The following is a 26,596-nucleotide window of genomic DNA, read 5'->3' as shown; positions in this document are numbered from 1 at the left end:
TCGCAGTTACTGTATCAAGAAGCCGTCATAAAGGGCGGGGCTTGTAACCCAGTTTTCTGGTCAATGTGGCGTTGGCATCTCTTTGTGCTTTATCCTGAGGGGCGATAAGCTAAAGTACAGCAACAACACAGTCCTAAACTGGGAACTTTATTGATGCCTCCGCGCTCCTCTTCCTCCCAGAGTGGCTCTACCCCATTCCCCTTTCTGGAGGGGCGGGGTGCTGCTGCCGACGGGGCTGAGTCGAGCTTACCGCTGGGACAGCGTTTGCTGCGGGCGGGTCTGATCTCCCAATCCCAGTTGGCTCAGGCTCTGCGAGAGCAACAGCAAAACCACCTCAAGTTGGGAGAAGTGTGTCTCGAGCGCGGCTGGCTCACTCTGGCTGATCTCTACCGCTTCCTGCCCAGCCAGTCTCTTTCTCTGGGAGAGATTTTGGTGGCACTGGGCCATTTGGATTTCGAGCAATTGCGGGTTGCTCTGGCTCAACAGCGTCGCTATGGGCGGAAATTGGGGGAAATCCTCACCTGGAAAGGTTGGGTACAGCCCGCCATTTTGGATCGCGCCTTGGATGTCCAGGTGCAACTGCAGCGGATGGCTTCCCCCAATGCGTGGGAGGCGCTGCAGCCTTTTTTGGCCAGGGATCCCAAACCCGAGGTTCAGCTTACCCCCCAAAGAGCGGCAACTCCTGGCCGAGAAGCTCTGGCCCAGGATTTGGCTGTACCCGAAGAGGCCAAGATCCCTTGCGAGGGAACAATTCAGCCATCGAGTCTCGAATCCGCAGTTGGGGGAGATCCCATCCCTGGAACATTGGCTGCGGCGGCCTCGGATCCCTTTGCCGATGAGCCTCAACCGGCCACCTTGGCCGACTACCGCAAGCAAGTGGAAGCCTTGCAGCTACAAATCGAGCTCCAGGAACAGGAATGGGATCGGATCCTGGCCAACATGAACCAGCAGATTGCCGATTTTCAAAACCAGTATCAGCAGCGCATTCAAAAACTGGAAGCCACCATTCGTCTCCAGCAGGCGGAGCTCCAGCACCAGGCTACGCTGCAGCAGGATTTGCGGGTTTGGCGGGAACAACTGCAACGTCTAGAAACGGAGCTGGCCCTTGCCCGCGCTGCCGAGCAGAAGGCGCAGCGGCAGTTGCAAACCCAGCGAGATTGCTATCAGTCGGAACTGGAGCAGTTGCAAGAGCAAATCCAGATTCTGCAGAAACGCCAGTTGGACTCGGTGCCCAGCAGCGTTGTGGCTGACCTACGCGCCCAATTGGAGGCAGCGCTTCATCAAATCCAGCAGCTCCGATCGGAGCGGGATCAGTTGCAGGCCCAACTTGCCCAGCAAGCTGCAGAGTCAGAGGCTGCTCTATCCCGGCATCTGGATTCCTTCTGGCCAGAGCAGGTTGCCGCCTTGGAGCAACAGATTGCGGAGCTGAGGGCCGCTTTGCAGATGTGGCAAGAGCGCTACGCTCAGTTACAGCAAGAGCACGAGGCCCAAATGGCGCGGCTTTCCGGCTATGTTCCCCCAGAGCAGGTGGAAAGCTTACAGGTGCAGCTACAACAACTGCAAGCGGAAATGGCGCGGCTGATGGCAGCCAACCGTGACTACGAAGCGCACATTGCCCAACTGGAGGAGCAACTACAGCAGAGCCAAGCCCTGATCCTTCAGCTCAGGACAGAACAGGCCGAAGCCGACCAGCGCATTGTCCAACTGGAGGGATCCCTGCAAGCCCGCCAAGAAGCCTTGGAGCAAGCTCAACAACAACTGAAAACCACGGGATCCCGCCTCAGCGCCCTTCAACAGCAGCAGGCCAACTTGACGGTGGAACTGCGAGACGCGCGAGAGCTGCTAGCGGCCTATCGGCAGAGCCTGGAGACTTTACAGGAGAATCTCAAGATTGAGCAGAAAAGTGCTCCGCACCGCTAACGCGATCGCAACCGTCTGCTGCAGGTGAGTTACGAACAGCAAAAGCTGATCGCCGAGGCAGCGCAGGCTCAGTTGAGAGCAGCCAACTTCTCTGGTTCAACCGCCAAAGATGAGCCAGCACGCTTGCGTGAGCGAAACGCAGTCCTTACGGGGAGACCGGAGGAACCCGAGACCGACGCCGACACTCCTGAGGATACGCCGACGGATCCCTTGTTGGCAGAACTCACCCCATGGGCCAGGCATCTGTTCCAAAACTTGCAGGCAGCGGGCTTGCTGGATCGGCCCCAGATCCAAGACATCCTCAGCCGCTGGCAACAGTCGGGGGGCAAGCTGACCGCGGTCATTGGCGAGTGTACCGGCCTGAAGGCAACCACGGTCGCGGTAGCGGTGCGGTTCCCGGTAGGGTGCCGGAGGCATAGCACTTTCAAGTTCTTTGCGGATGGGGGGTATTCTGCCCGTTTGTCGGGGTGCCGCACGGTGGGAGAGCATGACTCTAGTCAATAATAAGCTCAACTATACTGAAAATAATGTATAATATGTTCAGTACGGATTACTACCAGTTGATCTTTCTGTTTACTTTCGAGTCTGCCAACATGGTAGCCAAAGCAAAGCAGAAAATTGGTAGTAAGACGACACGGAAACTGCGCTTTGGGTATTCTACTCAAAGCTTTGCGGGATACCGCCATTCTGTTTGGACTCCGTCCCGCTAACGCGAATGGAAACAAACAGAATGCTATCGCTGCATAGTTGAACAGTGATGTTCAGCAGTGTTCAGCGTAAATGTATCAGTTCCTCAAGGCTGCCGACTTGTTGGCTGCTGAAGTGCTGGAGTCCTTGCCGCCGATGGATGAATCTTCGCCCCACTGGGGGGATCCCTTGGTGGAGCGGGGGTTATTGCGACCGGAGACGCTGCAGTATTTTCGCAAACATTTCCTGCCAGCTTCTGCCAGCGGATGCTGAGATATGCCAGAACTCCGTCCGAGCGCCGAGACCGTCAAGCGGATGAAGGTCTTGCCTCCACAGCACATTGTCGGGCAGGAGATGGCGGCACGACTGCTTGTGGCGGCCCTGGAGAAGGAGCGGGTGACTTCCAGCTACTGCTTCTTGGGCCCCCAAGGGGTGGGGCGGAAGCTGATGGCCCGTTGGTTTGCCCAGGCCCTCTTGTGCGAATCCAGCTCCGGGATCCCTTGCGGCAAGTGCTCCCACTGCCGTTGGCTGCTGGCGGGCAACCATCCCGATCTCCACTGGGTCAGCCCCACCTACCTGCACCAAGGCCGCCTAATTGCGGCAGACTCCCCGGAGGCGCAAACCTTGCAACGGCGCTCGCCGCCCCAAATTCGCCTGGAGCAGGTGCAGGGGGTATCCCGCTTCTGTGCCCGCAAGCCGATTCGAGCCCAGCGAAAGGGCTCCGCCCCGCTAAAGGACTCCGTCCCGCTTACGCGAACGGGAGCGGTGGTGGTGCTGGAGGGAGCCGAAACCTTGGCGGAAAGCGCTGCCAATGCTTTGTTGAAAACCCTGGAGGAGCCAGGCCCAGCCCATATTATACTCATCGCCCCCCAGGCGGCCTCGCTGTTGCCGACGCTGTTGTCCCGCTGCCAGATGGTGCCTTTTCGCCGCCTCAGCCCAGAAGAGGTCGACCGGGTGCTGAGTGGGTTGGGTTGCCCAGATCTGGCAGGGATCCCTCGATCCGAGCTGATTGCCTTGGCCCAGGGCAGCCCCGGCTTGGCCTTGCTGGCCCACCAGCACCTGCAGCAGATCCCGCCGTCGCTCCTTGAGGAACTCAAACGTTGGCCCTGGCACTCTTCTCTCCAGCAGGCATTGGAATTGGGCAGAGCGGTGGCCAGTTTGGAGCTGCCGGCACAACTGTGGCTGATCGATTATTTGCAGCAGCATTTTTGGGCGCAGGGATCCCGTCAGCCGTTTGCGCCAGGGGTGCAGAGCGCCATCCGGCAGTTGGAACGCATTCGCCAACACCTGTTGCAACTGGTGCAGCCCCGTCTCTGTTGGGAGGTCAACCTTGCCAGCATTAGCCCGGGTGGGTGATGTGGTAGCTGCCGTCGGCTTGTACCCAGGCGATCTCCGGGATCCGACATTGGCGGGCATAGGCTTCGATCTCTTCAGGGGCCCGATCCAGCAATTCCAGCTCCACCGCCTCCGTTCGCGTCAGCGGTGCGGTGCACTCTTCTCGCCAGCGGGCGGCCAAGGCCAGCGCCGCCGGGATCCCTGCCGGCACCAGGGGCACCACCAACCGTTTGCAGCCCATCTCCTCGGTTTGGGGATCGGGGGGCAAGAGCCGCAGCAGCGTATCCGGCAGAAGGGTAAAGCCAATCCCCGGCTGTTCGACCTGCTGAGGGCTGTAGAGGGCGTACAGCCGGTCGTAGCGTCCCCCCAGAGCAATGATCTCCCCGCTCGCCACCGCCTGAAAAACGATGCCGGTGTAGTAGGCCAGGGTTTGCAACAAGCTCAGATCCAGCACCACCCGCACCCCATGTTCCTCCAGCACCTGGCAGAGCTGCCGCAGATCCCGCAGCCGCTCAGGCGGGACAGGCAACTGAGCCAGGTCAGAAAGAACTGAGCCGGGCTGGCCCCGCAGCCCCAGAATCTGCAAGCCAATCTGGCGGGCGGCTTCCGGCAGAGGGGCCGATTCCAGGTAAACGTAGTCGAGCTGGGCAATGGCACGGCGTACTGCCGCTTGAGCCGTGGGGGCAACGGCGCTGAGCAAACTCTCGGTGAGGCTGACATCTCCCAGCAACAGCGTCCAAGAGAACTCACAAGAGGAGATGCCGACCGAGCGAATGCAATCGGCCAGCAGCAGCAGAATCTCGGCATCTGCCAGCCATCCCCCTGCCCCGATCAGCTCCACTCCGGACTGAAAAAACTCCTGGCTACTGTAGGATCCCTCCTCCCGCCGGCTGTTGCGAAAAACGCTGCCGTGGTAGTAGAGCCGCAACGGCAAAGGCCCACCGGCTAGACGGGTGGCTGCCGCCCGCACAATGGAAGCAGTGAACTCGGGGCGCAGCCCCAGCATCGTCCCTTCGCCATCCCGCAGTTGCAGCACCGACTCAGCGCGGATGGATCCCCCCGCCAGCAGCGTTTCCAGCCGCTCTAGGGTGGGAGTGATGATGCGCTGGTAGCCATGGCGCCGGAAAACCCGGGTCAGCTGAGCCTCCAGCTTCTCCCGCCGTTGTACTTCCCGCGGCAGGAGATCCCGGGCACCGCTGGGGGGGCGCAGACTGCTGGAGACGGTGGAACTGGCCTCAGGGCGGGGATCCCAAAAGTGCTCCGCACCGCTACCGCGAGAGTGCTCCGCACCGCTACCGCGACCGTACACAGGGCTGCTCCAGCAGAGGATCCTGCTGCATCATACCGGATGTTGGAGGTCAGCTGGGATCCCGGGGAAACTCAGGCCACTCCCAGATGGGATCCGTGGAGCGCACTCGGTGCATTCCTGCTTCCGCAAAGCGGGCGAAAGCGGCCTCCGCCTGTTCGCTGAAATCCACAACGCCGGGGATCACCACCGCCGAGGTGCAGTCCTCCAGAAGGTAGACTTTCTTGGCCAAGCTGGGATCCGTGGCCTGGATCTCTTGCAGCAGGTCGCTCACCGTCCAGGCCACGCAGTGGCTTTTGGCTTGGCCAGCCACGATCAGGGCGTCAAACTGCAGCAGGTGGTGGATGAGGAGCTCATTTTTCTCGTCGATGGGATCCCCTTCCGGCCCAGTCAAAACCTCCGGGCTAAGCACGGAATAATTTTCCGTCAAGGGATTGGCTCCCTTGAGCTGCAGGCTGGGCTGGCTGCAGCGGGCCATGCCGTGAAAGAAAATCGCCTCCTCCACCGCTGGCACCAGGGCATGGCCAATCCCCCCCAGCATGGAGTGGTAGGGCCAGACGATGAGGGGATATTTTCCCCCCTGCTCCAACTGCTCGGCGTAGTGCAGAGCGTAGACCTGCAACCGCGTCAGATCCCCCTGGGTGAGGTTGGCAGCCATGGCGGGGTTAACCCGCCAGCGTCCGCAGCGGATATCGGCTGCCGAAATGGCCGTGGCCGGCTCAGGATGGGCTCCCTGCGCGTCCACCCAAAAGACGGGGTGGAAGATCTGCATGGCCGTGTGGGTGTCGAGAGTGGCAATGATCTGGGTGAGGCAAGCCAAATTGCGGTAGATGAACTGACAAAGCCGTCGATTGTCTTCCACCGCTCCCAATCCGCCGGAACCGGCCACAAACAACTCAAAGCCGGGAATGCAAAAGGTGTTCTGCACATCAATGAGCAGCAAGCCCACCCGCACCCGATCCGCCTCTGCCGGCGGGATCCCTTGCTCCTTGGCCCAGAGCTCGGCTTCTGCTGCCCGCTGTTGGTAGGGCACGCGCCAAATCTCTCCCACCCGCTCCGGATCAAAGTGGGGGGGAAGGCCCGCTGGAGCCTTAACAGTTAGCTCCTGTAGAGTGGTATTCATGGCGTTCTTCCGGTGGGGGCTGGATTGACCAGGCTTGCACCCGCTCGATAGAGTTGGACGGGTAACACTTATGGTTGGTTTCACTATAAGTTGGGGGCAAGATTTTGTCCAGATGGCCGCCTGTATTTCTGGCTGAGTTTGGGTTTGGTGTCTTGTCGAGGCCGATTTTTAGGGTTTTTTGGGGTTGTGATGCTTCTGGTGGATCCCTACAAGCAGCCTTACTTATGGTAAGTTTCACTATAACCTTCGCAACAGCCCTCTGCTCGATCCCGCCGTTCCCCACTGGCTTCTGCCCCGAGGTTTTTCATGTTGAGCCCTGATTTCTCGTCGTTGCGGCCCCAAGACTATGGCCTGCTAACCGACCTGTACCAGTTCACCATGGCCGCCTGCTACGTGGGGGAAGGGCTAGAGTCTCAGCCCGCTGCCTTTGAGCTGTTTGTGCGGCGGCTGCCCACCGACTATGGCTACCTAATCGCCATGGGGCTCACCCAGGCAGTGGACTATCTGCAGCAACTGAGCTTCGCCCCCGAGGCTTTGCGAGCGCTGCGGGAAACGGGCATTTTCGCCGATGCGCCGGAGCGCTTTTGGGAGCTGCTGGCCCGCTGCCGGTTTGAGGGGGATGTGTGGGCGGTGCCGGAAGGAACCGCCATTTTCGCCAACCAGCCCCTGTTGCGGGTGGAAGCCCCCCTCTGGCAAGCCCAACTGGTGGAAACTTACTTGCTGTCCACCTTTAACTACCAGACCCTGATCGCCACCAAGGCGGCCCGTATGCGAGATGCAGCAGGGGATGAGGCCATTTTGTTGGAGTTCGGCACCCGGCGAGCTTTTGGTCCCCAGGCGGGGCTGTGGGCAGCCCGGGCGGCTCTGGCGGCAGGGTTCAATGCCACCTCCAACGTCTTGGCAGCCCTGAAATTGGGGCGCAAGCCGGCAGGAACCATGGCCCATTCCCTAGTGATGGCCATTGCTGCTCTCTCGGGAGACGAAACCCGCGCCTTTCAATCCTTTCGGCGCTACTTTCCCCAAGCTGCGCTTCTAATCGATACCTACGATCCCATCCAAGGGGCGCGCACAGCAGCCCAGCTCTTTGCGGCCAGAAGCCCAGATCAACTGGGATCCCAGGGGGAAATCGGCGGGGTGCGCATCGACTCGGGAGATTTGGAAGATCTCTCTCGCCGGGTGAAACAAATTTTGCCTCAAGGCGCCCCGGTGTTCGTCAGTGGGGATTTGGACGAATACGAGATCGAGCGCCTGCATCGCTCCCAAGCCCCCATCAGCGGTTATGGGGTGGGCACCCGCCTGGTAACTGGAGAAGGCGTAAACGGGGTGTACAAATTGGTGGAAATCAATGGGATCCCAGTGGCCAAAGCTTCCTTTGCCAAAGCCACCCTTCCCGGTCGCAAGCAGATCTTTCGCGGCCCTGAAGGAGACTTGTTGGGCCATGCTGACGAGCCCCCGCCTCCTGGCTACGAACCGCTCTTGCGCAAAGTTATGGAAAAAGGGCTGCTGCTGGATCCCTTGCCGGATCTGGAAGCCATTGCCCGCACCAGCCGCGCCTCTGTGCTGTGCCTGCCCCAGGGAGTGCGACAACTGCGCCAGCCGGATCCCTGGCCCACAGCCCTGACTGCCGCTTTGCAACGGTTGAAAGACCACACCCTTGGCCAGGAATGTGCCTCGGCGGGCCCTGCCTGAGGAGAAGGAGTCCCGCTGCACTATAATGTTCTAGCTTCAAGGTCTCCGCTTTGAGGTTTGAGTTTTGCCATTGGACTTGAGCCTCAGGCCATTTTGATTTTTGGTGTTTTCCTAGTCTTTGCCCCCAGCTCTATGACCCAACGTGCCCTAATTACCGGCATCACCGGACAGGATGGCTCCTATCTGGCCGAGCTGTTGTTGAAGAAAAACTACGAAGTTCACGGCATCATCCGCCGCGCCAGCACCTTCAACACCGACCGCATCGACCACATCTACGTGGATGCCCATGACCCCCAGGCTAGGCTATTCCTTCACTACGGGGATCTCACGGATGGCACCACCCTGCGCAGGATCCTGGAACAGGTGCAGCCGACGGAAGTGTACAACCTGGGGGCCCAATCCCACGTGCGGGTGAGCTTTGATGCGCCGGAATACACTGTTGATGCAGTGGCCATGGGTACCCTGCGTCTCCTAGAGGCCATCCGCGACTACCAGCAGCGCACCGGGATCCGGGTGAAGTTTTACCAGGCAGGCTCCTCGGAGATGTTCGGCCTGGTGCAGGAGATCCCGCAAAAGGAAACCACCCCCTTCTACCCGCGCAGCCCCTATGCCTGTGCCAAGGTGTACGGCTACTGGCAGACGGTCAACTACCGCGAAGCCTACAACCTCTTCGCCTGCAACGGTATCTTGTTCAACCACGAAAGCCCACGGCGAGGGGAAACCTTTGTAACCCGCAAGATCACCCGCGCCGTCAGCCGCATTGTGGCCGGCAAACAGGACAAGCTCTACCTGGGCAACCTGGATGCCAAGCGGGACTGGGGCTACGCCAAAGACTACGTCGAGGGGATGTGGATGATGCTCCAACAACCCCAGCCGGATGACTATGTGCTGGCTACCGGGGAAACCCACACTGTGCGCGAGTTTGTGGAACGGGCCTTCGCGCTGGTGGGCCTGCCGATTACCTGGAAAGGCTCCGGCCAAGCCGAACAGGGGCTGTACAAAGACCAAGTGTTGATCGAGATCGATCCCCGCTACTACCGCCCAACCGAGGTGGATCTGCTGTTGGGGGATGCTTCAAAAGCCAAGCGAGTCCTAGGATGGGAGCCCAAGGTGAGCTTCCCGCAGTTGGTGGAGCTGATGGTGCTGGCCGACTTGGAAGCCATCGGCCTGGATCCGGATCCCATCTTGGGGGAACGGCGCACCCTCAACGGCCTGCTCAGCGAAGATCGCGCTTTCATCCGCACCCAGCTGGGGGTTCACTACGACTGACAGGGTGAATACAACGGTGGAGACGGGATCCCAAAAGACAGCCTTGACCCCTTGTCCAAAGCAGGAACTAAACGCTTAATATAGTAGATCGCCGATTCTTTTGGTGCCTCGTCCTCTTGCTCCCCAGCTGACCATCTCTTGCTGACTTTGTTTGCTGATTTTGGAGAAATGCCCGCATGTCCCGCTACACAGGTCCCCGCCTAAAAATCATTCGTCGCTTCGGGGGACTTGATCTGCCCGGCTTGACGCGCAAGCGCCCCAAAAATACCAACCCGCCCGGTATGCATGGCGCCGAGCGCAAGAAAAAATCCGAATATGCCATTCGCTTAGAAGAAAAGCAGAAGGTGCGCTTCAACTACGGGCTGAGCGAGCGGCAGATGATCCGCTACATGCGCAAGGCACGGCGCTCCAAGGGATCCACCGGTTTGGCCTTGCTGCAAATGCTGGAAATGCGGTTGGATTGCATCGTGTTTCGTCTGGGCATGGCTCCAACCATTCCGGCAGCTCGGCAGCTCGTGAGCCACGGCCACATAGAGGTTAACGGCCAAAAGGTAACCATTCCCAGCTATGGCTGCAAAGTGGGGGATGTGATTACAGTAAAAAACAAGGAATCTTCCCGCAAGCTGGTGGCCGCCTACGCGGAGTATCCGGGGTTGTTTTTGCCGGACTACCTGGAGTTTGACAAAGAAAAGCTGCGCGGACGCATCAAGGAATTGCCCCCCCGCGAGCAAATTTGCGCCCCGGTCAACGAGCTTTTGGTGGTTGAGTTCTATTCCCGCAAGCTCTAGGTTGTGTTGATCTTTCATTTGAGCCAAAAGAGAGCACTGACGAGATAGAGAAAACTCAAGAAGTTCCTGGCCAATTTGTCAAAACGAGAAAATAGATGCCGGTACTGCTTTAACTTATGAAAAAAGCATTCGATTAAATGCCTCTCTTGATACAGATGCTTGTCATAATGCCGCTGCGTCTTTCTATTCCTTTTAGGCGGAATAACCGCTTGAGCTTCCCCTATCTTCTCAATCAACTTATCCGCATCATATCCTTTATCCCCAATTACTTTGGTATCCTTTCTCTGCCAGCCCTCTATCAATTCTTCCCCTTGAGTAATATCGCTCTTTTCTCCGCCAGTTATTCTCAATTCCAGCGGATTTCCCAACCCATCTACACTCACATGAATCTTGGTGCTGTATCCGCCTCGGCTTCTCCCCAAAGCTTGCTCCCCTTTTTTCCGGCAGCACAGGAGTGCGCTCGAACCATGGTTGAATCAATAATGAGATGCTCTAAATCAGGGTCGTCAATAAAATACTTGAACATCCGTTCCCACACTCCAAAACGACTCCACCGGTGGAATCTTTGATAGATGGTGTACCATTTGCCATATCCTTCTGGGAGGTAGCGCCAAGGAGCACCGGAACGGGCTATCCAAAGAACTGCTTCAATAAACTGTTTGCAGTTTGCTTCTTTCCCAATGTTAACTCTCTCTTCTGTCTGTAAAAAAGCCAATATCTTCTGCCATTTGTTTTCATCTAAAAAAACCAACTTCATCCTCTTTCCTCTATAAATTATTCCCTCTATCCTAACATAAGATCAACACGACCTAGGGATCCCCTTTTGTGGCCATTGCAAATTGCAGGGGAATTTTGGGCAGTTTGACGTTCTCCTCACCCTTGAGGCCGGGGGATTTTTCACGGTTTGTTTTTTGTAGCGTTTCCCCTGCTCATCGCTCCTGTTGGCGATGCGTAGCGTTAGCTAGACCGCCGGGAAGCCCTGCCCTCTGTTAGTGACTAGTGGCTAGTCACTATCCACTCACCACTATCCAGGGTGAAGGTCGGGATGAGAGGCGGGGACACTTTGGTTTTCAATGGACTGGCCTAAAACCGAGACGGTAACCCCACCGCATGAAGCAATAAGGTAGGATTCATTCCAGTAGATTACCCTTGCCTCAATGAGAACTGCTTACCAGTACCGTTTGCGACCTACGCCCAGCCAGATTGCTTTGATGAGCGAGTGGCTAGACTTGTTACGCAAGCAGTACAACTACCGCTTGGCAGAGCGCTTTGCGTGGTGGGAACACAATCGCTGTGATAGCAATGCTTGTCCCCTAGTCTGTCATTTGCCCCAGCTGAAAGACAAGCCCGATTTCTACTCCCAGAAACGGGACTTGGTGAAGACGAAAGCCCTGTTTCCGGAGTACAGAGCCATCCATTCGCAAGTCCTGCAAAACTGCATAGAGCGAGTGCACAAAGCATTCGACCGCTGGCTGAAGGGGGACGGTAACGGCAAGCGGGCATGGAAACCCAGATTCAAGGGAGTTGGGCGGTATCGCTCCTTCAGTTTCCCCCCAATGCAACAGGACTGCATTTGCGGGCAGTTTATCCATCTGCCCAAAATCGGTGCTGTTCGGATAATTCAGCACCGTCCTTTGCCTGAGGGCTTTGTGATTAAGGCGGCTACCATCAGCCGCAAGGCAGACGGGTGGTATGTGACCTTGAGCCTGCAAGATTCGTCCGTCCCTGAGTTTACTCCTGAGTCTGCAACGCTGGAAAACACTACAGGGATCGACGTGGGACTGGACTCCTTTTTGGTGACCGACGCGGGGGAGTCTGTTCCAGTTCCCCAGTACTATCGCAAGGCAGAGCTCAGGCTCAAGAGGTTGCAGCGAGCCTTGTCTCGCGAGAAGAAGGGGTCAAACCGCCTATGGCTAGTGACTAGTGGATAGTGACCAGTAGATAGTGAATAGTGACTATCCACTAACCACTATCCACTAACCACTATCTCAGCGCAAAGATTTTCATGACAAAACAGCGAACTGGCTGGTAAGCAAAGGCAAGCATATTGGGTACGAAGCCCTGAATATCAAAGGTGTTGCTAGAACCCGACTAGCAAAATCTACCTATGATGCTGGGTGGGGACAATTTCTGCAAATGCTGGCAGTCAAGGCTGAAAGAGCTGGGCTGAGGGCGATTGCAGTGAATCCCAACGGCAGCAGTCAAAACTGCTCTCGGTGCGGTCAAAGAGTACCGAAAGCGATTCAAGACAGGTGGCATTCTTGTTCCCATTGTGGGCTAGAACTAGGACGCGACCACCATGCGGCCATCAACATCAAGTACAGGGCGGTGGGGCATCCCGTTCTTTTCGCGTCAGCGGGACGGAGTCCTTGAAGCCCGCACTCTCTCGCTTTGGCGGCGCGGAGCGCTTTGCGTCAGCATGAGTGTGGGAGTATGTCACGCTGAAGAAATCTACAGGGATCCAGTTGGGGACATGTCGAATCCTGCTGCTGTCCAGGACTTGTCTGCCAGCCTGAAGATCGGCCAGGTGGCATTGGCAGCTGGCTTGTCCGTGCGCACGGTGCGTTACTACGAGTCGATTGGCCTGCTGAAGCCAACGGTGGAACGGGCGGAGTCCAGCTATCGATTGTTCGACCCTTCGGTTTTGGTTCGCCTGGCTTTTATCCGCCGCTGCCAGAGCCTGGGCCTGAGCTTAGAAGAAATCCGCCAAATCCTGGATGTCCACGACCGAGGGGAGCAGCCTTGTCCAGAAATTCGCCAGCATCTGCAAGGCAAGCTGCAGGAGATTGAACAGCGAATTGCCGATCTGCAAGCGCTGAAAAGCCAAATTCAAGGTCTCCTCTCCGATTGGCAAATCACCCCTGCGGCTGCTGATGAAAAAGAGGTGATCTGCCCGATTTTGCAAAAACCAGAGGCCAGGGGCGGCAAGGGCAACAGCCGTTACTCCACCGTTACCGACTTGGCCAAGTTGCGCGGCTGATCCACATCGGCTCCGCGGCGCAAAGCCATGGCGTAGGCGAACAACTGCAGGGGGATCACGTTCAGAACCGCCGACAACAGGGGTGTCGTGCTGGGCACCTCGATGATGTGGTCGGCTTTCTCCCGCACCTGGGTGTCTTCGGGGTTGATGAGGGCGATCACCCGTCCCCCCCGCGCCCGCACCTGTTCGATGTTGGAGAGCATTTTTTCGTAGACGGGATCCCGGGTGGCAATGCACACCACCGGCACCCGCTCGTCGATGAGGGCAATAGGGCCATGCTTCATCTCGCCTGCCGGGTAGCCTTCGGCGTGGATGTAGCTCACCTCTTTCATCTTCAAGGCTCCTTCCAAGGCAATCGGGGCGTTAACCCAGCGGCCCAGGTAGAGCATGTTGGCAACATGATGGTACTGCTCCGCCAGTTGGTCGTAGAGGGCGGCGTCCTTCAGCATCAGGCTGATCTTGCCCGGCAGCTCAATCAAGGCTTGCAGGTGGGCTTGGATCTGGGCCGGGCTGAGGATCCCTTTGGCTTGGGCCAGTTGCAGGGCCAGCAAATACCCCGCCACCAACATGCCAGTAAACACTTTGGTGGAAGCCACGGCAATCTCCGGCCCGGCATGGATGTAGAGGACTCCGGCATCCGCCAGACGGCTGGCCTGGGATCCGATGGCGTTGACAATCGCCAGAGTCGGGATCCCTTGGGTGCGGGCCTCGCTCATGGCTGCCAGCGTATCGACGGTTTCTCCCGACTGGGTTAAGGCCAGCAACAGGTGGTTGGGGCGCAACACCGGCTGGCGGTAGCGAAACTCAGAGGCGTAATCCACCTCTACAGGGGTACGGGCCAAGCTCTCGATGAAGTACTTGAGCACCCAGCAGGCGTGCCAGGCAGTACCACAGGCTACGGCGTGGATGTGCTCAATGTGGGCCAGTTGCGCTTCAGAAAGCGTTAGCCCCTCCAGTGTCACCCGGCCCTGTTCCAGATCCACCCGCCCCCGTAGCGTATCGGTGGTGGTGCGGGGCTGCTCAAAGATCTCCTTTTGCATGAAGTGCTTGTAGCCTCCCTTGGCGGCTGAGACGGGATCCCAGGCCACGGTGATGCTGGATTTGCGCAGCTCCTCGCCGGTAATGCGCAGGTAGCGCACTTGAGACTCCGTGAGAACCGCCATTTCCCCATCTTCTAAGAACACCACCTTGCGGGTATGGCGGACAATGGCAGGCAGATCGGAGGCCACGAAGTTTTCTCCTTCTCCCTCTCCCACCACCACGGCTCCGGCATTGCCCAAACGGGCTGCGATCAGCCGATCCGGCGCCTCCCGATCCAGAGCCACCACGGCGTTTCCCCCCCGCAGTTGCCCCATGACCTGGCCAAAGGCCGCCTCAAAGGAGCCCAGCTCTTCTGTATAGAGGCCGAGCAGTTGGGCGATCACTTCCGTATCGGTTTGGGAGCGAAATGGGATCCCCCGCTCCAGGAGACGCTCCTTTAGCTCCAGGTAGTTTTCCACAATGCCGTTTTGGATCACCACAATGCGCCCGCGCTCGTCGCAGTGGGGGTGAGCATTTTCTTCGGTCACGCCGCCGTGGGTGGCCCAGCGGGTATGTCCGATCCCTACCTTGGCCGTGGGCATGTTGGCCGTCAGCTTCACCAGCAGGTTGTGCAGCTTGCCGGTGGCGCGAACAATCCTCAATCCCTCTTCGGGATCCACCGTGGCGATGCCGGCAGAATCATAGCCCCGATACTCCAAGGTGCGCAGGCCCTCCAACAGGATGGGGGCAGCCCACTGAAAACCCACGTAGCCGACAATGCCACACATTCCTCACACCTCAACCTCAGTCGCGCCAGCGTTGCGTAGCAATACAGGCAACACCTTATCCGCAAAGCCTACCCCAGGTTGGGGATCCCTTCAACGGCTTTGGCCGCCGTTGTTACCTCAGCGGGTCATCTCAGGGATCCCAGACTCCCGCTAGAGAGAGGGGAAAGGCAGCCAACTTATGGGGAAGTCTGCGGCTGCCATCCTTGGGATCCAGAGACAATCCCCTGGGCAAAAGAGACGGGCGCAAAACGAAAGTGATACCCTTCGGCCACCGCGGGCTGGATCCCATCTTCCCCAGGGACGCTGGAGACCAAGTTGCTCAGCCCTAATACCAACTCTCGAATGCCGCGGCGAAACTGGGGATCCCCGGTCAGCTCGTCGATGTCGGCGGTAATTTTTTGCATATTCTGAAAGGTGATGCGGGCGGAATCGAGGGTTTGGCGCAGAGTAGCTAAAGTGCCCGGATCGTTGAGGCTGGCGGCAATCTGCTGCAGATCTTCGGTAGCTTGGGCCACGTTCTCCGCAGCCGCTCGCACCTCGGCCAGGATCTGGCGCACATCGGCCTGGAGTTGTGGATCGGTAACCAGCGGGCGCACCGCGCTCGACATGGCCTGTAGATCGGCGCTCACCTGCTGAATGTTCTCCAGGGCGGCGTTAAGGGAAGTGCGGTTTTGATCCACCAGGGCGGTGAATTGATCGGCAGCCGCTTGCAAACTGCGGGCAGTTCCCCTCACAGCTCCAGCCGCGTCTTGGATGGCTGTGGCAGCGGTCGTGAATTGCAACAAGTCCAGATCTTCGGTGCGCAGGGCAGCTACTCGCTCTTCCACGGTTTCTGAGAGATCGGCCACGCTATTGGCAACGCGGGTGAGCCCTTCTAGGGTGGCGTTAAGGGTATCGAAGAGCTCATCGTCGTTGATCCGTGTGAGCAACTGATCCAGCCGGATCAATAACTGGCCAAAATCCACTCCAGGTTTGCCCTCCACCACATCCCCATCGCAGATGATTTGACTGCTGTCGCAATCCGCTGCCAGAGGGGATCCCGTTGCCGCCTGACCCCTCCCCTGGGGCAGGATGTCCATCACCGTTTCCCCCACCAACCCCGTCTGTTTGGTAAGAAACAGGGAATCGCGGGGGATGACTAGGGGCTGATCAATGGTCACCTGTACTTCTACTTGGCTGGGTTGAGGCACAATCCGCTCCACTCGACCTATGGTTACCCCCCGCAGCCGCACGCTGGATCCCTCTGTCAGGCCGACCACGTTGGTATAGGTGACGGTAAATTGAAAGCCGCGACTGCCAAAGCGCAGGTTGTAGATCCACAAAAACAGGCCGGCAAAGCCCAGCGCCCCCGCCAGGATCAATAGGCCCACTGCCCCTTCTCGCACTGCTCGCGAACGCATCACACCTGCCCCGCCACTTGAATTGGCCCTTCTACGCTACCGCTGAAAAACTGCCGCACAAAGGGGTTATCGCACGTTTCAATCTGCTGCACGGATCCCTCCCACTGCACCCGCCCCTGAGCCAACAGGACAATGCGGTCGGTGGCGCGGTAAATGGTGCTGTGCTGGTGGGTCACCACAATGTAGCTCTCACAGGCTTTTTTCACCTGCTGCAGCTCCCGGATGAGATCTTCAATTACCGTGGAGGCAATGGGATCCAAGCCCGCTGTGGGCTCGTCGTACAGCAGCAATTGGGGCTCATCCTGGGGCAGAGAAGGATCCTCCATAATGGCGCGGGCGAAGCTGGCCCGTTTGCGCATCCCCCCCGAGAGTTCTTCTGGCAGGTTGTGCTCTTTGCCCGCCAGTCCCACCGCCTCCAGCTTGGCGGCCACCAATTCCCGAATGCGGGAGTGGGGCAACTGCGAGTGCTCGTAGAGCAAAAACCCCACGTTTTCTTCCACCGTCAGGGAGTCGAAGAGGGCGGCCTGCTGAAACACCATCCCTACCCGCAAAGGGGGAGTTGCATGATGGGCTTGAATCTCCGGGAGTGGGATCCCGCACCAGAGCACTTCTCCAGCGTCTGGCTCCGTTAGGCCGGCGATGATGCGCAGCAGCGTCGATTTCCCGGTGCCCGAAGGCCCCACCAGGCCCAGGGCCTCACCCCGGTACACCTTCAGATCCACGTGGTCAAGCACCACCGTCGAGCCGAAGCGCTTGGAAACTTGGCGCAGCTCCACCAAGGGGGCAGTGCTCTGCACTGCTGGCATGCTCAGAACCTCCGCCCTCGCCAAAGGCTGGAGCCTATTTTCCGCGGCCTGCTGCTCCTTTGGGCTGTCTATGCTGCTTCTGAAGCACTTGACCAATGATTTCAAGCAAAACTGGGGGCTCAGGATGCTTCCCTCCTTGAGTCGGCTTCACTGCTAGTTTAGGAGTCGGCAGGGGCCAAGGCAATGAAGCAGCCCACAGCCCTATCAAGGCAGATCAGGGATCCCTGGCGATAGGCCCAAGCCGTACCTCTCCTCTCCATTCTCTCTGCTCTGGGGCTCAGGGGCGAGGTCTTCCTCAAGGGCAGTCACCCAACCGGAGGGGACGATCTCCATCTCGTCTGTAACCCCTGCTCTTTTCTCTTCCCTCTTCTCTCCGTCAGCCAGCTCCGGCTGTTCATCCTGCTCCGAATTGAGTTTCACGCGCCGCGAGAAACCCCAGACAAATAGGGGGATCACAGCCACCACCATCCCCCACTCCGGGAGCTCGATTTGGGGGAAAAACACCTCCAACAACATGGTGCTCCCCACCAAGGCGATGATGGCAAAAGCGGCGTCTTCCAGGTGAGAGAACTCGTCCAACCAACGCAAAAACAGAGAAGCCATGTAGCGCATCAGGGTAATGCCGAGAATGCCGCCGAGGATGATTACCCAAGCCTTGCGGGAGACGCCCACCGAAGCGGCGATGCTGTCGAAAGAAAAAACCAGATCCGTCAGTTCCACCATCACCAGGGTCTGCCAAAAATTGGCGTGGCGGGTGATGTCCTGTTCTTGGCCTTCTTCCTCGCCCCGAAAGTGCTGCCAGGCTAGCCAGAGCAGATAACAGGCCCCCAAGAATTGGGCGGGCGGATACTCCACCAACCAAACTGCCGCGAAGACAATGGCAATGCGAAAGCTGTAAGCGCCGATGATGCCCCAGCGCAAGGCCCGATTTTGTTGCTGAGGGGTGGGCAGATGCTTCACCAGAGCTGCTAGGGCAACGGCGTTGTCCGCAGAGAGGGCGGCCTCCAAAAACACCAAAGCCACTACCAAGAAAATATCTGTCCAGGTGAAGGACTGAGTCATCCCTTGCGCCAGGATCAAGGTCGCTCCCATCGCATCTGTTGCATTTTTGACAAGTGTTGCATCAATTAGCATATTCGCGCGTTTTGTCCGCCCCAGTCAGTCCAACACAGCAGTTAACCAGCGTAGGAACCCTCCCCATCTTCGGATAAAGGTACCCCAGAAAAAGGCATGAACCCAGTTAGGTGACCAGAGGCAACACCCTCAAACTCCCGAAGGATGGGAAAGAGAAAGCCCAAGCCTAAACTATGGCCTGAGTATAGCCTGTTTGGCTCAGGATCTATTTACAATTCTTAACCTTCCGAAATCTGTCGATTCCCTGTTGGATCTCCAGTGGGGCCGCATGAACTCAATCGAGCTGCCAGCCGTTGTCCGCAACGCAGGATCTGGCCTGCCAGAATCGCCGCCCCAAAACCGTTATCAATGTTCAGCACTCCCACCCCCGCTGCGCAAGAGTTGAGCATCGTGAGCAGGGCAGCCAAGCCCTGGAAGCTGGCCCCGTAGCCAATGCTGGTGGGCACAGCGATCACCGGACAATCCGCCAGACCCGCCACCACACTGGCCAAGGCCCCCTCCATGCCCGCCACCACGATCAGCACGTCCGCTTGCAGGGCCGCCCAGTTGTGCAGCAGCCGATGGATCCCGGCCACCCCCACATCCCAGAGGCGCTTCACCTGAAATCCGGAAAGCTCCAGCGTGAGGGCGGCTTCTTCTGCCACCGGTAAGTCGGCAGTGCCAGCGGAGATCACGCTGACCTGTCCAGGATGGCTGACCACCTGCCGGGGCGGGATCCAACACAAGCGGGCCAACTCGGAATACTGGGCCTGGGGCAAGCGGCTGCGGATCTCGGCATACACCTGGGCTTCGATGCGGGTGGCCAAGGCCAGGGATCCCCGCTGGTGGAGTTGCTCCAGGATCTGGGCAATCTGATCTGGGGTCTTGCCCGGCCCCCACACGGCTTCGGGAAAGCCCGTGCGCAAGGGACGGTGGTGATCCACATGGGCGAAATCTCCCACCGGCTCGAAGGGCAGAAAGCGATAGGCCTGCAGAGCTTGCTCTGGGGTGAGCTTCCCTTGGGCCACCGCCCGAAACAGATCCTGCAGCGCTGTCGTAGAGGGGGGGGTCATGGAGGATGAGTTAATCTGCAACACTCGGCTTGGATCTTGCCTGGATCTACTGGGCCAAAGACCCGCGCGGGAAAAACAACACCGGATGCCAACTTTGCCGCAAAATCTCGCCGGTTAGGCTGCGAACCGACCACTCCCAAAAGCTGCCCACATGGGGGGAGGCAGTGGCGATGGCCGTCATGTCTTCATCGGCAGCAGTAGCCAGGATCTCTTTGAGAGGGGATCCCACCCGCACCAGGGTGCGCAGCTGTACGGGCTTCACCTGCTCGCTCAGGGGTTCAAGCACCTGGGCCAGGTCAGCCTCGGCTTTGCGTTGGAGCACCTCCACCGGAGTTCCTTGGTTGCGGCGGGCGCTGGGATCCACCACGTAGAGCAGGGTAAGCGTCTGGCACTGGGAAGTACCGGGCAGCAGGTGGCCGAGATGGTTCAGCAACTGCTGACGCGGCTGCTCAAAGTCAAAGGGCACCAAGAGGCAGCGAAACAGGTGGCGACTGCGCAGGCGCAGTTCCTCCAGGGTAAAGGTAGCCAGCAGCTGGGGGCGCATCACCAGTAGGGGGATTTTCAGCTTCGGCAACAGCGTCATGGTGGTGCTGCCGAACAATTTTTCGGCGAGCAGGTTGTGGGTACCCATGCCTGTAATCAGCAGATCGGAGCCATAGGTTTGGATGCCTTTTAGGATTAGATCGGCTGGCCTGCCCACCTGCACCAGAGCCTCGACTTCCAACCCTGCTGGGATCGGGTTCAGCAGCTTCTGCAACTGGGTCTGCTCTGCCTGGACTTCGGGGGTAATGTCGTCGGGAATGCCGATGTCGTCCTCTTGCCAATCTACGCTGCGGACGAAGGTGACGCGCTCGATGCCATTGCTGTGCAGATCTTCTAGACACTTGCCAAAACGCTGCAGGCCATCTCGGCGGTCGGTGGCAATTAACACGTTTTTAAACATATCGTTTTGAGCATTAGGAGAGAGGGTAGCCGGCTCAAGAGCAACGCTTTGGCCCGCAGCGATCCTAAGCTAACACCTTGCGGGGTTGTTCCCAAGGCAGCAGCTCCGGATCTCTCTTCGGCATCGGTTGCTCAGCGGTTGGGATCTGCCAGGTTGCGAAACTGGGTGTACTGGCTTTCGAACAGCAGGCGCACAGTGCCGGTGGGGCCGTTGCGATGTTTGGCGATAATGACTTCGGCAATGCCGCGATCGCTGGTGTTGGGATCGTAGTACTCCGGGCGATAGATCATCATCACCAGATCGGCATCCTGCTCGATGCTGTTGTGAACTAGCAGCCCGTTGGCCACAAAGTTGTGGTGGCGGGGCATCTCGATGTCGTAAACCGGCTGAGGCTCCCCCGGCTCGCTGATGAGCACCACCGGATCCCAGATCAGCCCCTCCTGCACTACCACCGCCACCTCTTCCTCCAATTGCAGCTCGTCGAGGGTTTTCCAGCCGTCTGGGGTCAAGAAGGGATGGTTGCCGGTGGCGCGAATGGAAAAGTTGAGGCGGGTCTTCAGAACACAGGTGGGCTGCCGACCACTGCAAAACACTTTCACAGGCTGTTGGGGCACCAAGCGCCCGCGCCCGTTCAAGCTGAGCAGGCGGGGCAGTTCCGCCGCAGCCGGCAGGGCCGCCAGTTGATCCAGCCGCCAGATCTTGCCGCGATCCGCATCCATCACCTGCGTATCCCCGGCCAGACAGCCCGATTCCCGCAGGTCTGCCAGTTGCGGGCGCTTATCGGAGCGAGACTCAACAGCTCGACTGAGCTGAGAAAGCACCAGCACCGGCACCATCAGCTCTTTGGCCATGGCCTTGAGGCCACGGGTAATGCGCGACAGCTCCTGCACCCGGTTGTCAGCAGCGGATCCCTGCATCAGTTGTAGGTAGTCGATCAACACCATCCCCAACGTTCCCCCCTGTTCCGCCTGCAAACGCCGCGCTTTGGAGCGAATTTCTGTAACGGTACAGTCGGGGGTATCGTCGATGAACAGGGGCAATTGCGATAAAAAACCAATGGCTTGTCCCAGGCGCTGCCACTCGTGTTCGCTGATGCGCCCAGAACGCAGACGGCTGCTGTCGATGCGGGCTTCGCTGGCCAAAAGCCGCTGCACCAGTTGCTCTCGTGACATTTCCAAGCTAAAGATGGCGACCGGCTGCTTGGCATAGGCAGCCACATTTTGGGCAATGTTGAGGGCAAGACTGGTTTTCCCCATCGAGGGACGACCGGCCAGAATCAGCAAATCGGATCGCTGCAAGCCCTGGGTCAGGTTATCCAGGTCGATGAATTTGGTCGGGATCCCCGGAAGCTGTGCCCCGCTTTGGAACTTCTCTTCCAAGTCCGAGAAGATATTGACCAAAACCTCAGAAGCCGGGATGAGGCTACGCTGCACTCGCTCTTGGGTGAGGCCAAACACCTGCTGCTCGGCTTGATCCATCACCTGAGACAGGGGCTGACTGGTGTCGTAGGCCAAACGAGCCAAGGTATTGCTCACCTGGATCAACTGGCGGCGCATGTATTTATCCATCACCAGGCGAGCATACTGGTCGATGTTGACGCTGCTGACGGTTTGCTCCAGCAGACGACGGATCGCCCCTGTTCCTCCCACCCGCTCCAGAAGATGATGATCCGCCAACCAGGCAGACACAGTCATCAGGTCAGTGGGTTGGCCTTGGCTGTGCAGTTGGAGAGCAGCCCGGTAAATCTCTTGGTGGGCAGAGATATAGAACATCTCTGGACGCAGAAACTCCGCGACCCGCACCAACGCATCCGGATCGAGGAGAATGCCCCCCAGGATTTCCTCCTCGGCTTCAATGTTTTGAGGAGGAAGCCGATCCCCACCCGTTAAGTCGTAATCGCTGATCACCACAAGCCAGGATAGGAAAATCAACCCAGCCCTAGGGCAACCGGCCTCTCAGCCAGTCAGCTCCAATCGTCAGGCGGGTCAAGCTCTAGGCTGAGCATACCCGCTTGTTGCCTAAGGCAAAAACCCTACTCACCCCGGGATCCCTCACGGGAACTCAGGGATCCTCGAAGGTGAGTCCTCATTCGGGAGTAACCTGAATGCGCAGCGTAGCGGTAACTTCGGGGTGTAACTTTACCTGCACGGGATAAACCCCGGTTTTTTTGATTTCCTCGTTGAGGAGAATGTTGCGGCGGTCGATATCTAGACCGCTGGTAGCCAGCACCACCTCGGCAATATCGCTGGTGGTCACCTGCCCAAATAGGAGGTCGTGTTCTCCCACTTTCTTACGGATGACAAAGCGACCGATGGTCTCCAGAGCAGTCTTGTAGTTTTCCGCCTGTTGTCTTTCTGCCAGTTTACGAGCTGCCTCCTGCTCCAGACGCACCTGCTGCTCTTTCAATATGCCAGGGGTAACCCGCACCGCCATCTGCCGTGGGAAGAGGTAGTTGCGAGCATATCCGGGCTTGACGTTGACAATCTCTCCGGGCTTGCCCAGCCCTGGGATCGCCTGGCGCAGCACAACCTGCATGTTACGTTTCGACATTGGGAAGACACTTCTTTTCTCGACAGCCCTCCATTCTAGAGGCTCAGTAGAGCCATTGTCAGCTTATGGTCATTTCGATTCAAACCAGGACACTGCACCCCCACCTAGAACGTTGGTCGCGCCGTCGCGTCAGCGTTACGGAGCAATAATGTACGGGGGAAGAAGGCTTTTCTCAATAGCCCAGGCGTCTCACCCTAGCCTGAAACGACTATAAACTCCAAAGCAAGCTGCCCCCTACGCCTCAGCCCTTTGGCATGAGGGATCCCTTCTCGGAGCTCATTGCCGATGAAGCTCTCTTGCCGCTCGCAACCCCGGTAGGAAGACAAGAAGCCACCTTGTTTCTAAACCAAAAATGCGGAAGGTTATTTGTTTCAGGAAATACTTAGCAGAGGGTATAGAGTGGCTGACACCAAAGGGGATCCCTTGAGGGGTTTGCAACATTTGGCGGATATCCCCAAGGATAACCTGGGCTTAACCTCGATTTAACCAAAAACAACTGACCTTTACGTTATAGTAGCTGGACGAATTGGTGAAGTCTTCGATGGAGCGTTCCGTGGGAAACCTTGCGTGCTCGGAGGGAGCCTTGGGGCGCTGCGATCGGTTGAAGGCTTGTTGAGGATCGCAGGGTTAGCTTGAGGGTTGCCTCCAAGCTTCCAGGCGGTAGTGGCATACCCAGCCCGACGAGTTTTGATTGGGTTGGGTAAGGTTCTCGAGTGAAGTAGCCTTTTTTAGATCTGGGCTAGGATTTTATCTTCATCTGGGAGAGGAGATCTGTATGGTGACGTTGCACCCCTTGGAGCGTCGTTCTTTCCTGAAGTTTCTATCTGCCACTGTTGCCGGCTTTGCGGCCAGTCAGACGAATTGGCAGCGGGTGTTTGCTCGGCAGACCATCACCATCAATGGCGCTGGGGCGACCTTCCCGGCCCCCATCTATCAAACTTGGGCCCAAGAGTTTGGCAAGAAAAACCCTAACATCCAGGTCAACTATCAGTCTGTAGGAAGCGGTGCGGGTCGTCGGCAGTTTGTAGCCCGCACGGTCGATTTCGGTGCCAGTGACAGCGTGCCCCGTCCTGAAGAGATCAACCAAATTGAGAATGAGGCTAACCCTCCCAAAGGGATGGTTTCTGTACCCATGGTGGGCGGAGCGTTAGTTGCAGCGTACAACATTCCTGGGGTGGGCCCCGAAATCCGCCTTTCCCGCCTGGCACTGGCGAATATCTTCCTGGGCAAGATCAAGAACTGGAACGATCCCCTGCTGGCTGGCCTTAACCCACAGGTGACTTTCCCGAATTTGCCGATTACCGTCGTGCATCGCTCTGATGGAAGTGGTACCACCGATATCTTCACCACTCACCTCAACGCTATTAGCCCAGAGTGGAAGCAAAAGGTGGGTCGCGGCTCTTCGGTAAACTGGCCAACCGGCGTAGGGGCGCGTGGGAACGAAGGGGTTTCCGAGCAGATCAAGCAAATTCCTGGCTCGATTGGCTACGTGGAATTCGGCTTTGCCAAGCTCAACAACCTGAACATTGCCCGTCTGGAAAACCGGGCAGGCAAGTTTGTAACTCCCAACGTCGAGACGGAGAAAGCGGCGCTGGCCAGAATTCAGCTCGACGAGCGTTTGCTGGGGGTCGATCCGGATCCTAGTGGGGAAGACTCTTACCCTATTGCAGGCTACACCTGGATCCTTGCCTACAAGGTTTACCCCAAAGCCGAGACTTCCAAGGCCGTTAGAGAGTTTCTCCGCTACGGCCTCACTGAGGGGCAGGCTTTCGCTGAGCAGTTGGGATATGTCCCTCTGCCGGAAGAAACGCGGCAAAAAGCTCTGGCTGCGCTGGAAGGCATTACCCCGTAAAAACTCTTACCAACCACTTCTGGCTTCAGGCGGATGAATACCTTTTTTTCTGACAGCAGTTCTATGTTTCGGCCTCGGCCGGTTTTCCAGCGCCGGCGCGACCAGGTTTTTATCTGGGCTACGCGGATTGCCGTGTTTTTCTCGGCCTTCCTGCTGCTCTGGATTGCTCTGGAGATCGGCATTCAGTCTTTACCTGCTATAGACAGGTTTGGACTAAGCTTTTTCTGGAACACCACCTGGGATCCGGTCGAGGATATCTATGGGGCCTGGCCACAGATCTACGGCACGCTAGTGACTTCTCTCATCGCTCTGATTGTGGGGGTTCCTTTTAGCTTTGGCATCTCTATTTTTCTGAGCGAGGATTTTCTTCCGAAGTCCTTGCGTCTGGCTCTGATCATTGTGGTTGAGCTGTTGGCGGCTATTCCCAGTGTGGTGTTCGGCATTTGGGGATTGTTTGTCTTCATCCCCTTCTTCCGCCCCGTTCAGATGTTCCTGTACGAGAACTTCAATTGGCTTCCCATTTTCGGCACACCACCGATTGGGCCGGGGATGCTGACGGCAGGGGTTGTCTTGGGGATCATGATCATCCCCATCATCACGGCCATCGCCAGAGAGGTTTTGGTGGCTGTTCCTCCTGAGCTGCGCGCGGCTGCCTATGCGATGGGGGCTACGCGATGGGAAGCCATTTTTGGAGTGGTACTACCGGCTGCGATTGGGGGTATGTTGGGGGCTGTGGTGCTGGGTTTGGGACGCGCCCTGGGCGAGACCATGGCGGTGGCAATGCTGATTGGCAATGCGCGGGGGATTAGAGTCTCGCTTTTGGCCCCTGCCAGCAACATCCCTGCATTGCTGGCCAGCGAGTTTGCAGAAGCAGCCGACGAGCAGATCTCGGCTCTGATGTATGCGGCTTTGATCTTGCTGGTCATTACGCTGGTGGTCAACATCATCGCTGAGCTATTGGTTCGGCGCGTCAAGTTTGCTTTGACAGCTTCTCGGGAGTAGAGGAACATGGCGACACAAGTGGCAGCACAGGCCAATTTGTTCAAACGCAAAGTCAGATCCAAGCGCGTCGTGCTGGACTGGGTGATGACAGGCCTGATCTTTGCTTCCAGCATTTTTGCGATTGTTGTGCTCGCTTCCATCCTTTACTATGTTTTCGTCAATGGCATTGAGCGCTTCAATTGGCAGACCTTAACCCAGCTTCCTCCTCCTCCTGGCGATCAGGTAGGCGGCTTTGGCAACGCTGTGCTGGGAACGATCATTGTGGTATCGATTGCCATTACAATCACTTTCCCTATTGGTCTATTTGCTGCGATCTATCTCTCGGAGTTCGGCCAGAACAGTTCTACAGCATCATCTCTGCGTTTCATTATCAAAGTGCTGACGGGGGTTCCTTCCATCATCGCTGGCGTGTTCGCCTATGGGGTGCTGGTGCTTTCCACCAAGACCTTTTCTGCCCTTTCTGGCGGAGTAGCTCTATCGGTATTGACTTTGCCGATCATCATCCTCTCCTGCGAGGAGGCTCTGCGCTTGGTGCCGGCGGACACTCGGGCTGCCGCCTACGCCTTGGGAGCTTCGCGGGTGCAGACTGTGTTTCGGGTCGTTTTGCCAGCTGCTTTGCCGGTCGTTCTGACGGGAGTGACCTTGGCCATTGCCCGAGCAGCTGGGGAGACTGCACCTCTAATTTTTACTGCTCTGTTCAGCTTTCTATGGCCTGATGGTCTGCTGAAGCCAGTAGCCTCGTTGGCGGTGCTGATCTACAACTTTGCCATTGTTCCCTTCGAGAACCAGCAGAAAATTGCTTGGGGAGGAGCCTTGGCTTTGGTGATTCTGGTTTTGATCACCACGATCAGTTTCCGGCTGCTGCTGAGTCGTCGTCAGGAAACCATTACTATCTGATCTGGTTCTTCTGAGATTTTTGCCTCACTATTCTTCGATTTTGAGTTTGGGTTCT

At 57.8% G+C, this 26,596-nt stretch carries 24 protein-coding genes; 13 read left to right on the top strand and 11 right to left on the bottom strand.

Translation table 11 applies throughout. From position 1 onward, the window contains the following. Positions 1–153: 153 nt before the first annotated feature. The 4 genes from CYB_RS05250 to CYB_RS05235 all read left to right on the top strand — a co-directional run bounded on the left by CYB_RS05250 (position 154) and on the right by CYB_RS05235 (position 3,963). Positions 154–1,920: a hypothetical protein gene (locus CYB_RS05250; protein WP_011432734.1), complete on the top strand. Its 1,767-nt coding sequence runs from the start codon at positions 154–156 to the stop codon at positions 1,918–1,920. 24 nt (positions 1,921–1,944) lie between these two features. Beyond that, positions 1,945–2,424, top strand: coding sequence for a hypothetical protein (locus tag CYB_RS05245; protein ID WP_011432733.1), 480 nt, complete (start codon positions 1,945–1,947; stop codon positions 2,422–2,424). A 276-nt stretch (positions 2,425–2,700) separates the two neighbouring features. Then, on the top strand, positions 2,701–2,880 hold the full coding sequence (locus tag CYB_RS05240; protein ID WP_011432732.1) for a hypothetical protein: 180 nt from the start codon (positions 2,701–2,703) through the stop codon (positions 2,878–2,880). 3 nt (positions 2,881–2,883) lie between these two features. Next, positions 2,884–3,963 carry a DNA polymerase III subunit delta' gene (locus CYB_RS05235; RefSeq protein ID WP_148202705.1) on the top strand — a complete coding sequence of 360 codons (1,080 nt, stop codon included), beginning with the start codon at positions 2,884–2,886 and terminating at the stop codon, positions 3,961–3,963. Here CYB_RS05235 and CYB_RS05230 read toward each other — a convergent pair. Next, on the bottom strand, positions 3,947–5,251 hold the full coding sequence (locus CYB_RS05230) for an ATP phosphoribosyltransferase regulatory subunit (RefSeq protein WP_011432729.1): 1,305 nt from the start codon (positions 5,249–5,251) through the stop codon (positions 3,947–3,949). The two genes, CYB_RS05235 and CYB_RS05230, sit on opposite strands and share 17 nt — an antisense overlap. Positions 5,252–5,300: 49 nt before the next feature. Then, entirely contained in the window at positions 5,301–6,371 is a 1,071-nt protein-coding gene (locus tag CYB_RS05225; RefSeq protein ID WP_041436368.1) for an isochorismatase, read from the bottom strand. 306 nt (positions 6,372–6,677) lie between these two features. On the opposite strand from CYB_RS05225, the gene CYB_RS05220 reads away from it, so the two are divergent. The 3 genes from CYB_RS05220 (at position 6,678) to rpsD (ending at position 10,117) form a co-directional block, all read left to right on the top strand. Further along, entirely contained in the window at positions 6,678–8,060 is a 1,383-nt protein-coding gene (locus CYB_RS05220; RefSeq protein WP_011432726.1) for a nicotinate phosphoribosyltransferase, read from the top strand. A gap of 132 nt (positions 8,061–8,192) precedes the next feature. Beyond that, positions 8,193–9,329 (top strand): GDP-mannose 4,6-dehydratase, encoded by a 1,137-nt coding sequence (gene gmd / locus CYB_RS05215; protein WP_011432725.1) that lies wholly within the window; start codon positions 8,193–8,195, stop codon positions 9,327–9,329. A 176-nt stretch (positions 9,330–9,505) separates the two neighbouring features. Beyond that, positions 9,506–10,117 (top strand): 30S ribosomal protein S4, encoded by a 612-nt coding sequence (gene rpsD, locus CYB_RS05210; protein ID WP_011432724.1) that lies wholly within the window; start codon positions 9,506–9,508, stop codon positions 10,115–10,117. A gap of 14 nt (positions 10,118–10,131) precedes the next feature. Here rpsD and CYB_RS14505 read toward each other — a convergent pair. Continuing rightward, a protein-coding gene (locus CYB_RS14505; RefSeq protein ID WP_148202704.1) for an IS5-like element ISSoc13 family transposase occupies positions 10,132–10,874 on the bottom strand; the annotation gives its coding sequence in 2 pieces (ribosomal slippage) (positions 10,132–10,556 and positions 10,556–10,874; 744 coding nt in all). Between the two features lie 400 nt (positions 10,875–11,274). Between CYB_RS14505 and CYB_RS15515 the strand changes: the two genes are divergently transcribed. The 3 genes from CYB_RS15515 to CYB_RS05190 all read left to right on the top strand — a co-directional run bounded on the left by CYB_RS15515 (position 11,275) and on the right by CYB_RS05190 (position 13,097). Beyond that, complete coding sequence (locus CYB_RS15515; RefSeq protein ID WP_011432722.1) at positions 11,275–12,048, top strand: RNA-guided endonuclease InsQ/TnpB family protein; 774 nt, start codon at positions 11,275–11,277, stop codon at positions 12,046–12,048. 94 nt (positions 12,049–12,142) lie between these two features. Then, positions 12,143–12,490: an RNA-guided endonuclease InsQ/TnpB family protein gene (locus CYB_RS15510; RefSeq protein WP_148202816.1), complete on the top strand. Its 348-nt coding sequence runs from the start codon at positions 12,143–12,145 to the stop codon at positions 12,488–12,490. A gap of 100 nt (positions 12,491–12,590) precedes the next feature. Beyond that, positions 12,591–13,097: a heavy metal-responsive transcriptional regulator gene (locus tag CYB_RS05190; protein ID WP_049749565.1), complete on the top strand. Its 507-nt coding sequence runs from the start codon at positions 12,591–12,593 to the stop codon at positions 13,095–13,097. Here the strand turns inward: CYB_RS05190 and glmS are convergent. The 8 genes from glmS to rplI form a co-directional block, all read right to left on the bottom strand. Beyond that, on the bottom strand, positions 13,058–14,905 hold the full coding sequence (glmS, locus tag CYB_RS05185; RefSeq protein WP_011432719.1) for a glutamine--fructose-6-phosphate transaminase (isomerizing): 1,848 nt from the start codon (positions 14,903–14,905) through the stop codon (positions 13,058–13,060). The two genes, CYB_RS05190 and glmS, sit on opposite strands and share 40 nt — an antisense overlap. Before the next feature lie 176 nt (positions 14,906–15,081). Further along, on the bottom strand, positions 15,082–16,305 hold the full coding sequence (locus CYB_RS05180; protein ID WP_011432718.1) for an MlaD family protein: 1,224 nt from the start codon (positions 16,303–16,305) through the stop codon (positions 15,082–15,084). Further along, positions 16,305–17,111 carry an ABC transporter ATP-binding protein gene (locus tag CYB_RS05175; RefSeq protein ID WP_011432717.1) on the bottom strand — a complete coding sequence of 269 codons (807 nt, stop codon included), beginning with the start codon at positions 17,109–17,111 and terminating at the stop codon, positions 16,305–16,307. Before CYB_RS05175 ends, CYB_RS05180 begins: the two co-directional genes overlap by 1 nt. A gap of 204 nt (positions 17,112–17,315) precedes the next feature. Further along, positions 17,316–18,203: a TerC family protein gene (locus tag CYB_RS05170; protein ID WP_011432715.1), complete on the bottom strand. Its 888-nt coding sequence runs from the start codon at positions 18,201–18,203 to the stop codon at positions 17,316–17,318. Between the two features lie 260 nt (positions 18,204–18,463). Next, the gene (gene larB / locus CYB_RS05165) at positions 18,464–19,297 is read right to left on the bottom strand and encodes a nickel pincer cofactor biosynthesis protein LarB (protein ID WP_011432714.1); all 834 of its coding nucleotides are present in this window, start codon (positions 19,295–19,297) and stop codon (positions 18,464–18,466) included. Positions 19,298–19,343: 46 nt separating this feature from the next. Next, the gene (locus tag CYB_RS05160; protein ID WP_011432713.1) at positions 19,344–20,240 is read right to left on the bottom strand and encodes a universal stress protein; all 897 of its coding nucleotides are present in this window, start codon (positions 20,238–20,240) and stop codon (positions 19,344–19,346) included. A gap of 131 nt (positions 20,241–20,371) precedes the next feature. Further along, positions 20,372–22,147 carry a replicative DNA helicase gene (dnaB, locus tag CYB_RS05155; protein ID WP_011432712.1) on the bottom strand — a complete coding sequence of 592 codons (1,776 nt, stop codon included), beginning with the start codon at positions 22,145–22,147 and terminating at the stop codon, positions 20,372–20,374. A gap of 178 nt (positions 22,148–22,325) precedes the next feature. Beyond that, complete coding sequence (gene rplI / locus CYB_RS05150) at positions 22,326–22,790, bottom strand: 50S ribosomal protein L9 (protein WP_041436365.1); 465 nt, start codon at positions 22,788–22,790, stop codon at positions 22,326–22,328. Between the two features lie 775 nt (positions 22,791–23,565). Between rplI and pstS the strand changes: the two genes are divergently transcribed. From pstS to pstA, 3 genes are read left to right on the top strand one after another with little or no spacing between them, the layout of a single operon-like run. Further along, positions 23,566–24,642 (top strand): phosphate ABC transporter substrate-binding protein PstS, encoded by a 1,077-nt coding sequence (gene pstS / locus CYB_RS05145; protein WP_011432708.1) that lies wholly within the window; start codon positions 23,566–23,568, stop codon positions 24,640–24,642. Positions 24,643–24,675: 33 nt separating this feature from the next. Next, positions 24,676–25,644 carry a phosphate ABC transporter permease subunit PstC gene (pstC, locus tag CYB_RS05140; RefSeq protein WP_011432707.1) on the top strand — a complete coding sequence of 323 codons (969 nt, stop codon included), beginning with the start codon at positions 24,676–24,678 and terminating at the stop codon, positions 25,642–25,644. A 6-nt stretch (positions 25,645–25,650) separates the two neighbouring features. Then, entirely contained in the window at positions 25,651–26,541 is an 891-nt protein-coding gene (gene pstA, locus CYB_RS05135; RefSeq protein ID WP_011432706.1) for a phosphate ABC transporter permease PstA, read from the top strand. The last annotated feature ends 55 nt before the right edge of the window (positions 26,542–26,596 follow it).

Source organism: Synechococcus sp. JA-2-3B'a(2-13), from assembly GCF_000013225.1.
In the GTDB taxonomy this organism is placed as follows: domain Bacteria; phylum Cyanobacteriota; class Cyanobacteriia; order Thermostichales; family Thermostichaceae; genus Thermostichus.
This window is presented reverse-complemented; position numbering and strand designations above follow the sequence as displayed.

Excerpts from the sequence above, each read along its gene's own strand:
- larB (WP_011432714.1), bottom strand. The coding sequence starts at position 19,297 with ATGACCCCCCCCTCTACGACAGCGCTGCAGGATCTGTTTCGGGCGGTG.
- rplI (WP_041436365.1), bottom strand. The coding sequence starts at position 22,790 with ATGTCGAAACGTAACATGCAGGTTGTGCTGCGCCAGGCGATCCCAGGG.
- gmd (WP_011432725.1), top strand. The coding sequence starts at position 8,193 with ATGACCCAACGTGCCCTAATTACCGGCATCACCGGACAGGATGGCTCC.
- pstC (WP_011432707.1), top strand. The coding sequence starts at position 24,676 with ATGAATACCTTTTTTTCTGACAGCAGTTCTATGTTTCGGCCTCGGCCG.
- CYB_RS05235 (WP_148202705.1), top strand. The coding sequence starts at position 2,884 with ATGCCAGAACTCCGTCCGAGCGCCGAGACCGTCAAGCGGATGAAGGTC.
- CYB_RS05250 (WP_011432734.1), top strand. The coding sequence starts at position 154 with ATGCCTCCGCGCTCCTCTTCCTCCCAGAGTGGCTCTACCCCATTCCCC.
- CYB_RS05190 (WP_049749565.1), top strand. The coding sequence starts at position 12,591 with ATGTCGAATCCTGCTGCTGTCCAGGACTTGTCTGCCAGCCTGAAGATC.
- CYB_RS05160 (WP_011432713.1), bottom strand. The coding sequence starts at position 20,240 with ATGTTTAAAAACGTGTTAATTGCCACCGACCGCCGAGATGGCCTGCAG.
- rpsD (WP_011432724.1), top strand. The coding sequence starts at position 9,506 with ATGTCCCGCTACACAGGTCCCCGCCTAAAAATCATTCGTCGCTTCGGG.
- CYB_RS05170 (WP_011432715.1), bottom strand. The coding sequence starts at position 18,203 with ATGGGAGCGACCTTGATCCTGGCGCAAGGGATGACTCAGTCCTTCACC.
- CYB_RS15515 (WP_011432722.1), top strand. The coding sequence starts at position 11,275 with ATGAGAACTGCTTACCAGTACCGTTTGCGACCTACGCCCAGCCAGATT.
- pstS (WP_011432708.1), top strand. The coding sequence starts at position 23,566 with ATGGTGACGTTGCACCCCTTGGAGCGTCGTTCTTTCCTGAAGTTTCTA.
- CYB_RS05240 (WP_011432732.1), top strand. The coding sequence starts at position 2,701 with ATGTATCAGTTCCTCAAGGCTGCCGACTTGTTGGCTGCTGAAGTGCTG.
- CYB_RS05220 (WP_011432726.1), top strand. The coding sequence starts at position 6,678 with ATGTTGAGCCCTGATTTCTCGTCGTTGCGGCCCCAAGACTATGGCCTG.
- CYB_RS05225 (WP_041436368.1), bottom strand. The coding sequence starts at position 6,371 with ATGAATACCACTCTACAGGAGCTAACTGTTAAGGCTCCAGCGGGCCTT.
- CYB_RS05180 (WP_011432718.1), bottom strand. The coding sequence starts at position 16,305 with ATGCGTTCGCGAGCAGTGCGAGAAGGGGCAGTGGGCCTATTGATCCTG.
- pstA (WP_011432706.1), top strand. The coding sequence starts at position 25,651 with ATGGCGACACAAGTGGCAGCACAGGCCAATTTGTTCAAACGCAAAGTC.
- glmS (WP_011432719.1), bottom strand. The coding sequence starts at position 14,905 with ATGTGTGGCATTGTCGGCTACGTGGGTTTTCAGTGGGCTGCCCCCATC.
- CYB_RS05175 (WP_011432717.1), bottom strand. The coding sequence starts at position 17,111 with ATGCCAGCAGTGCAGAGCACTGCCCCCTTGGTGGAGCTGCGCCAAGTT.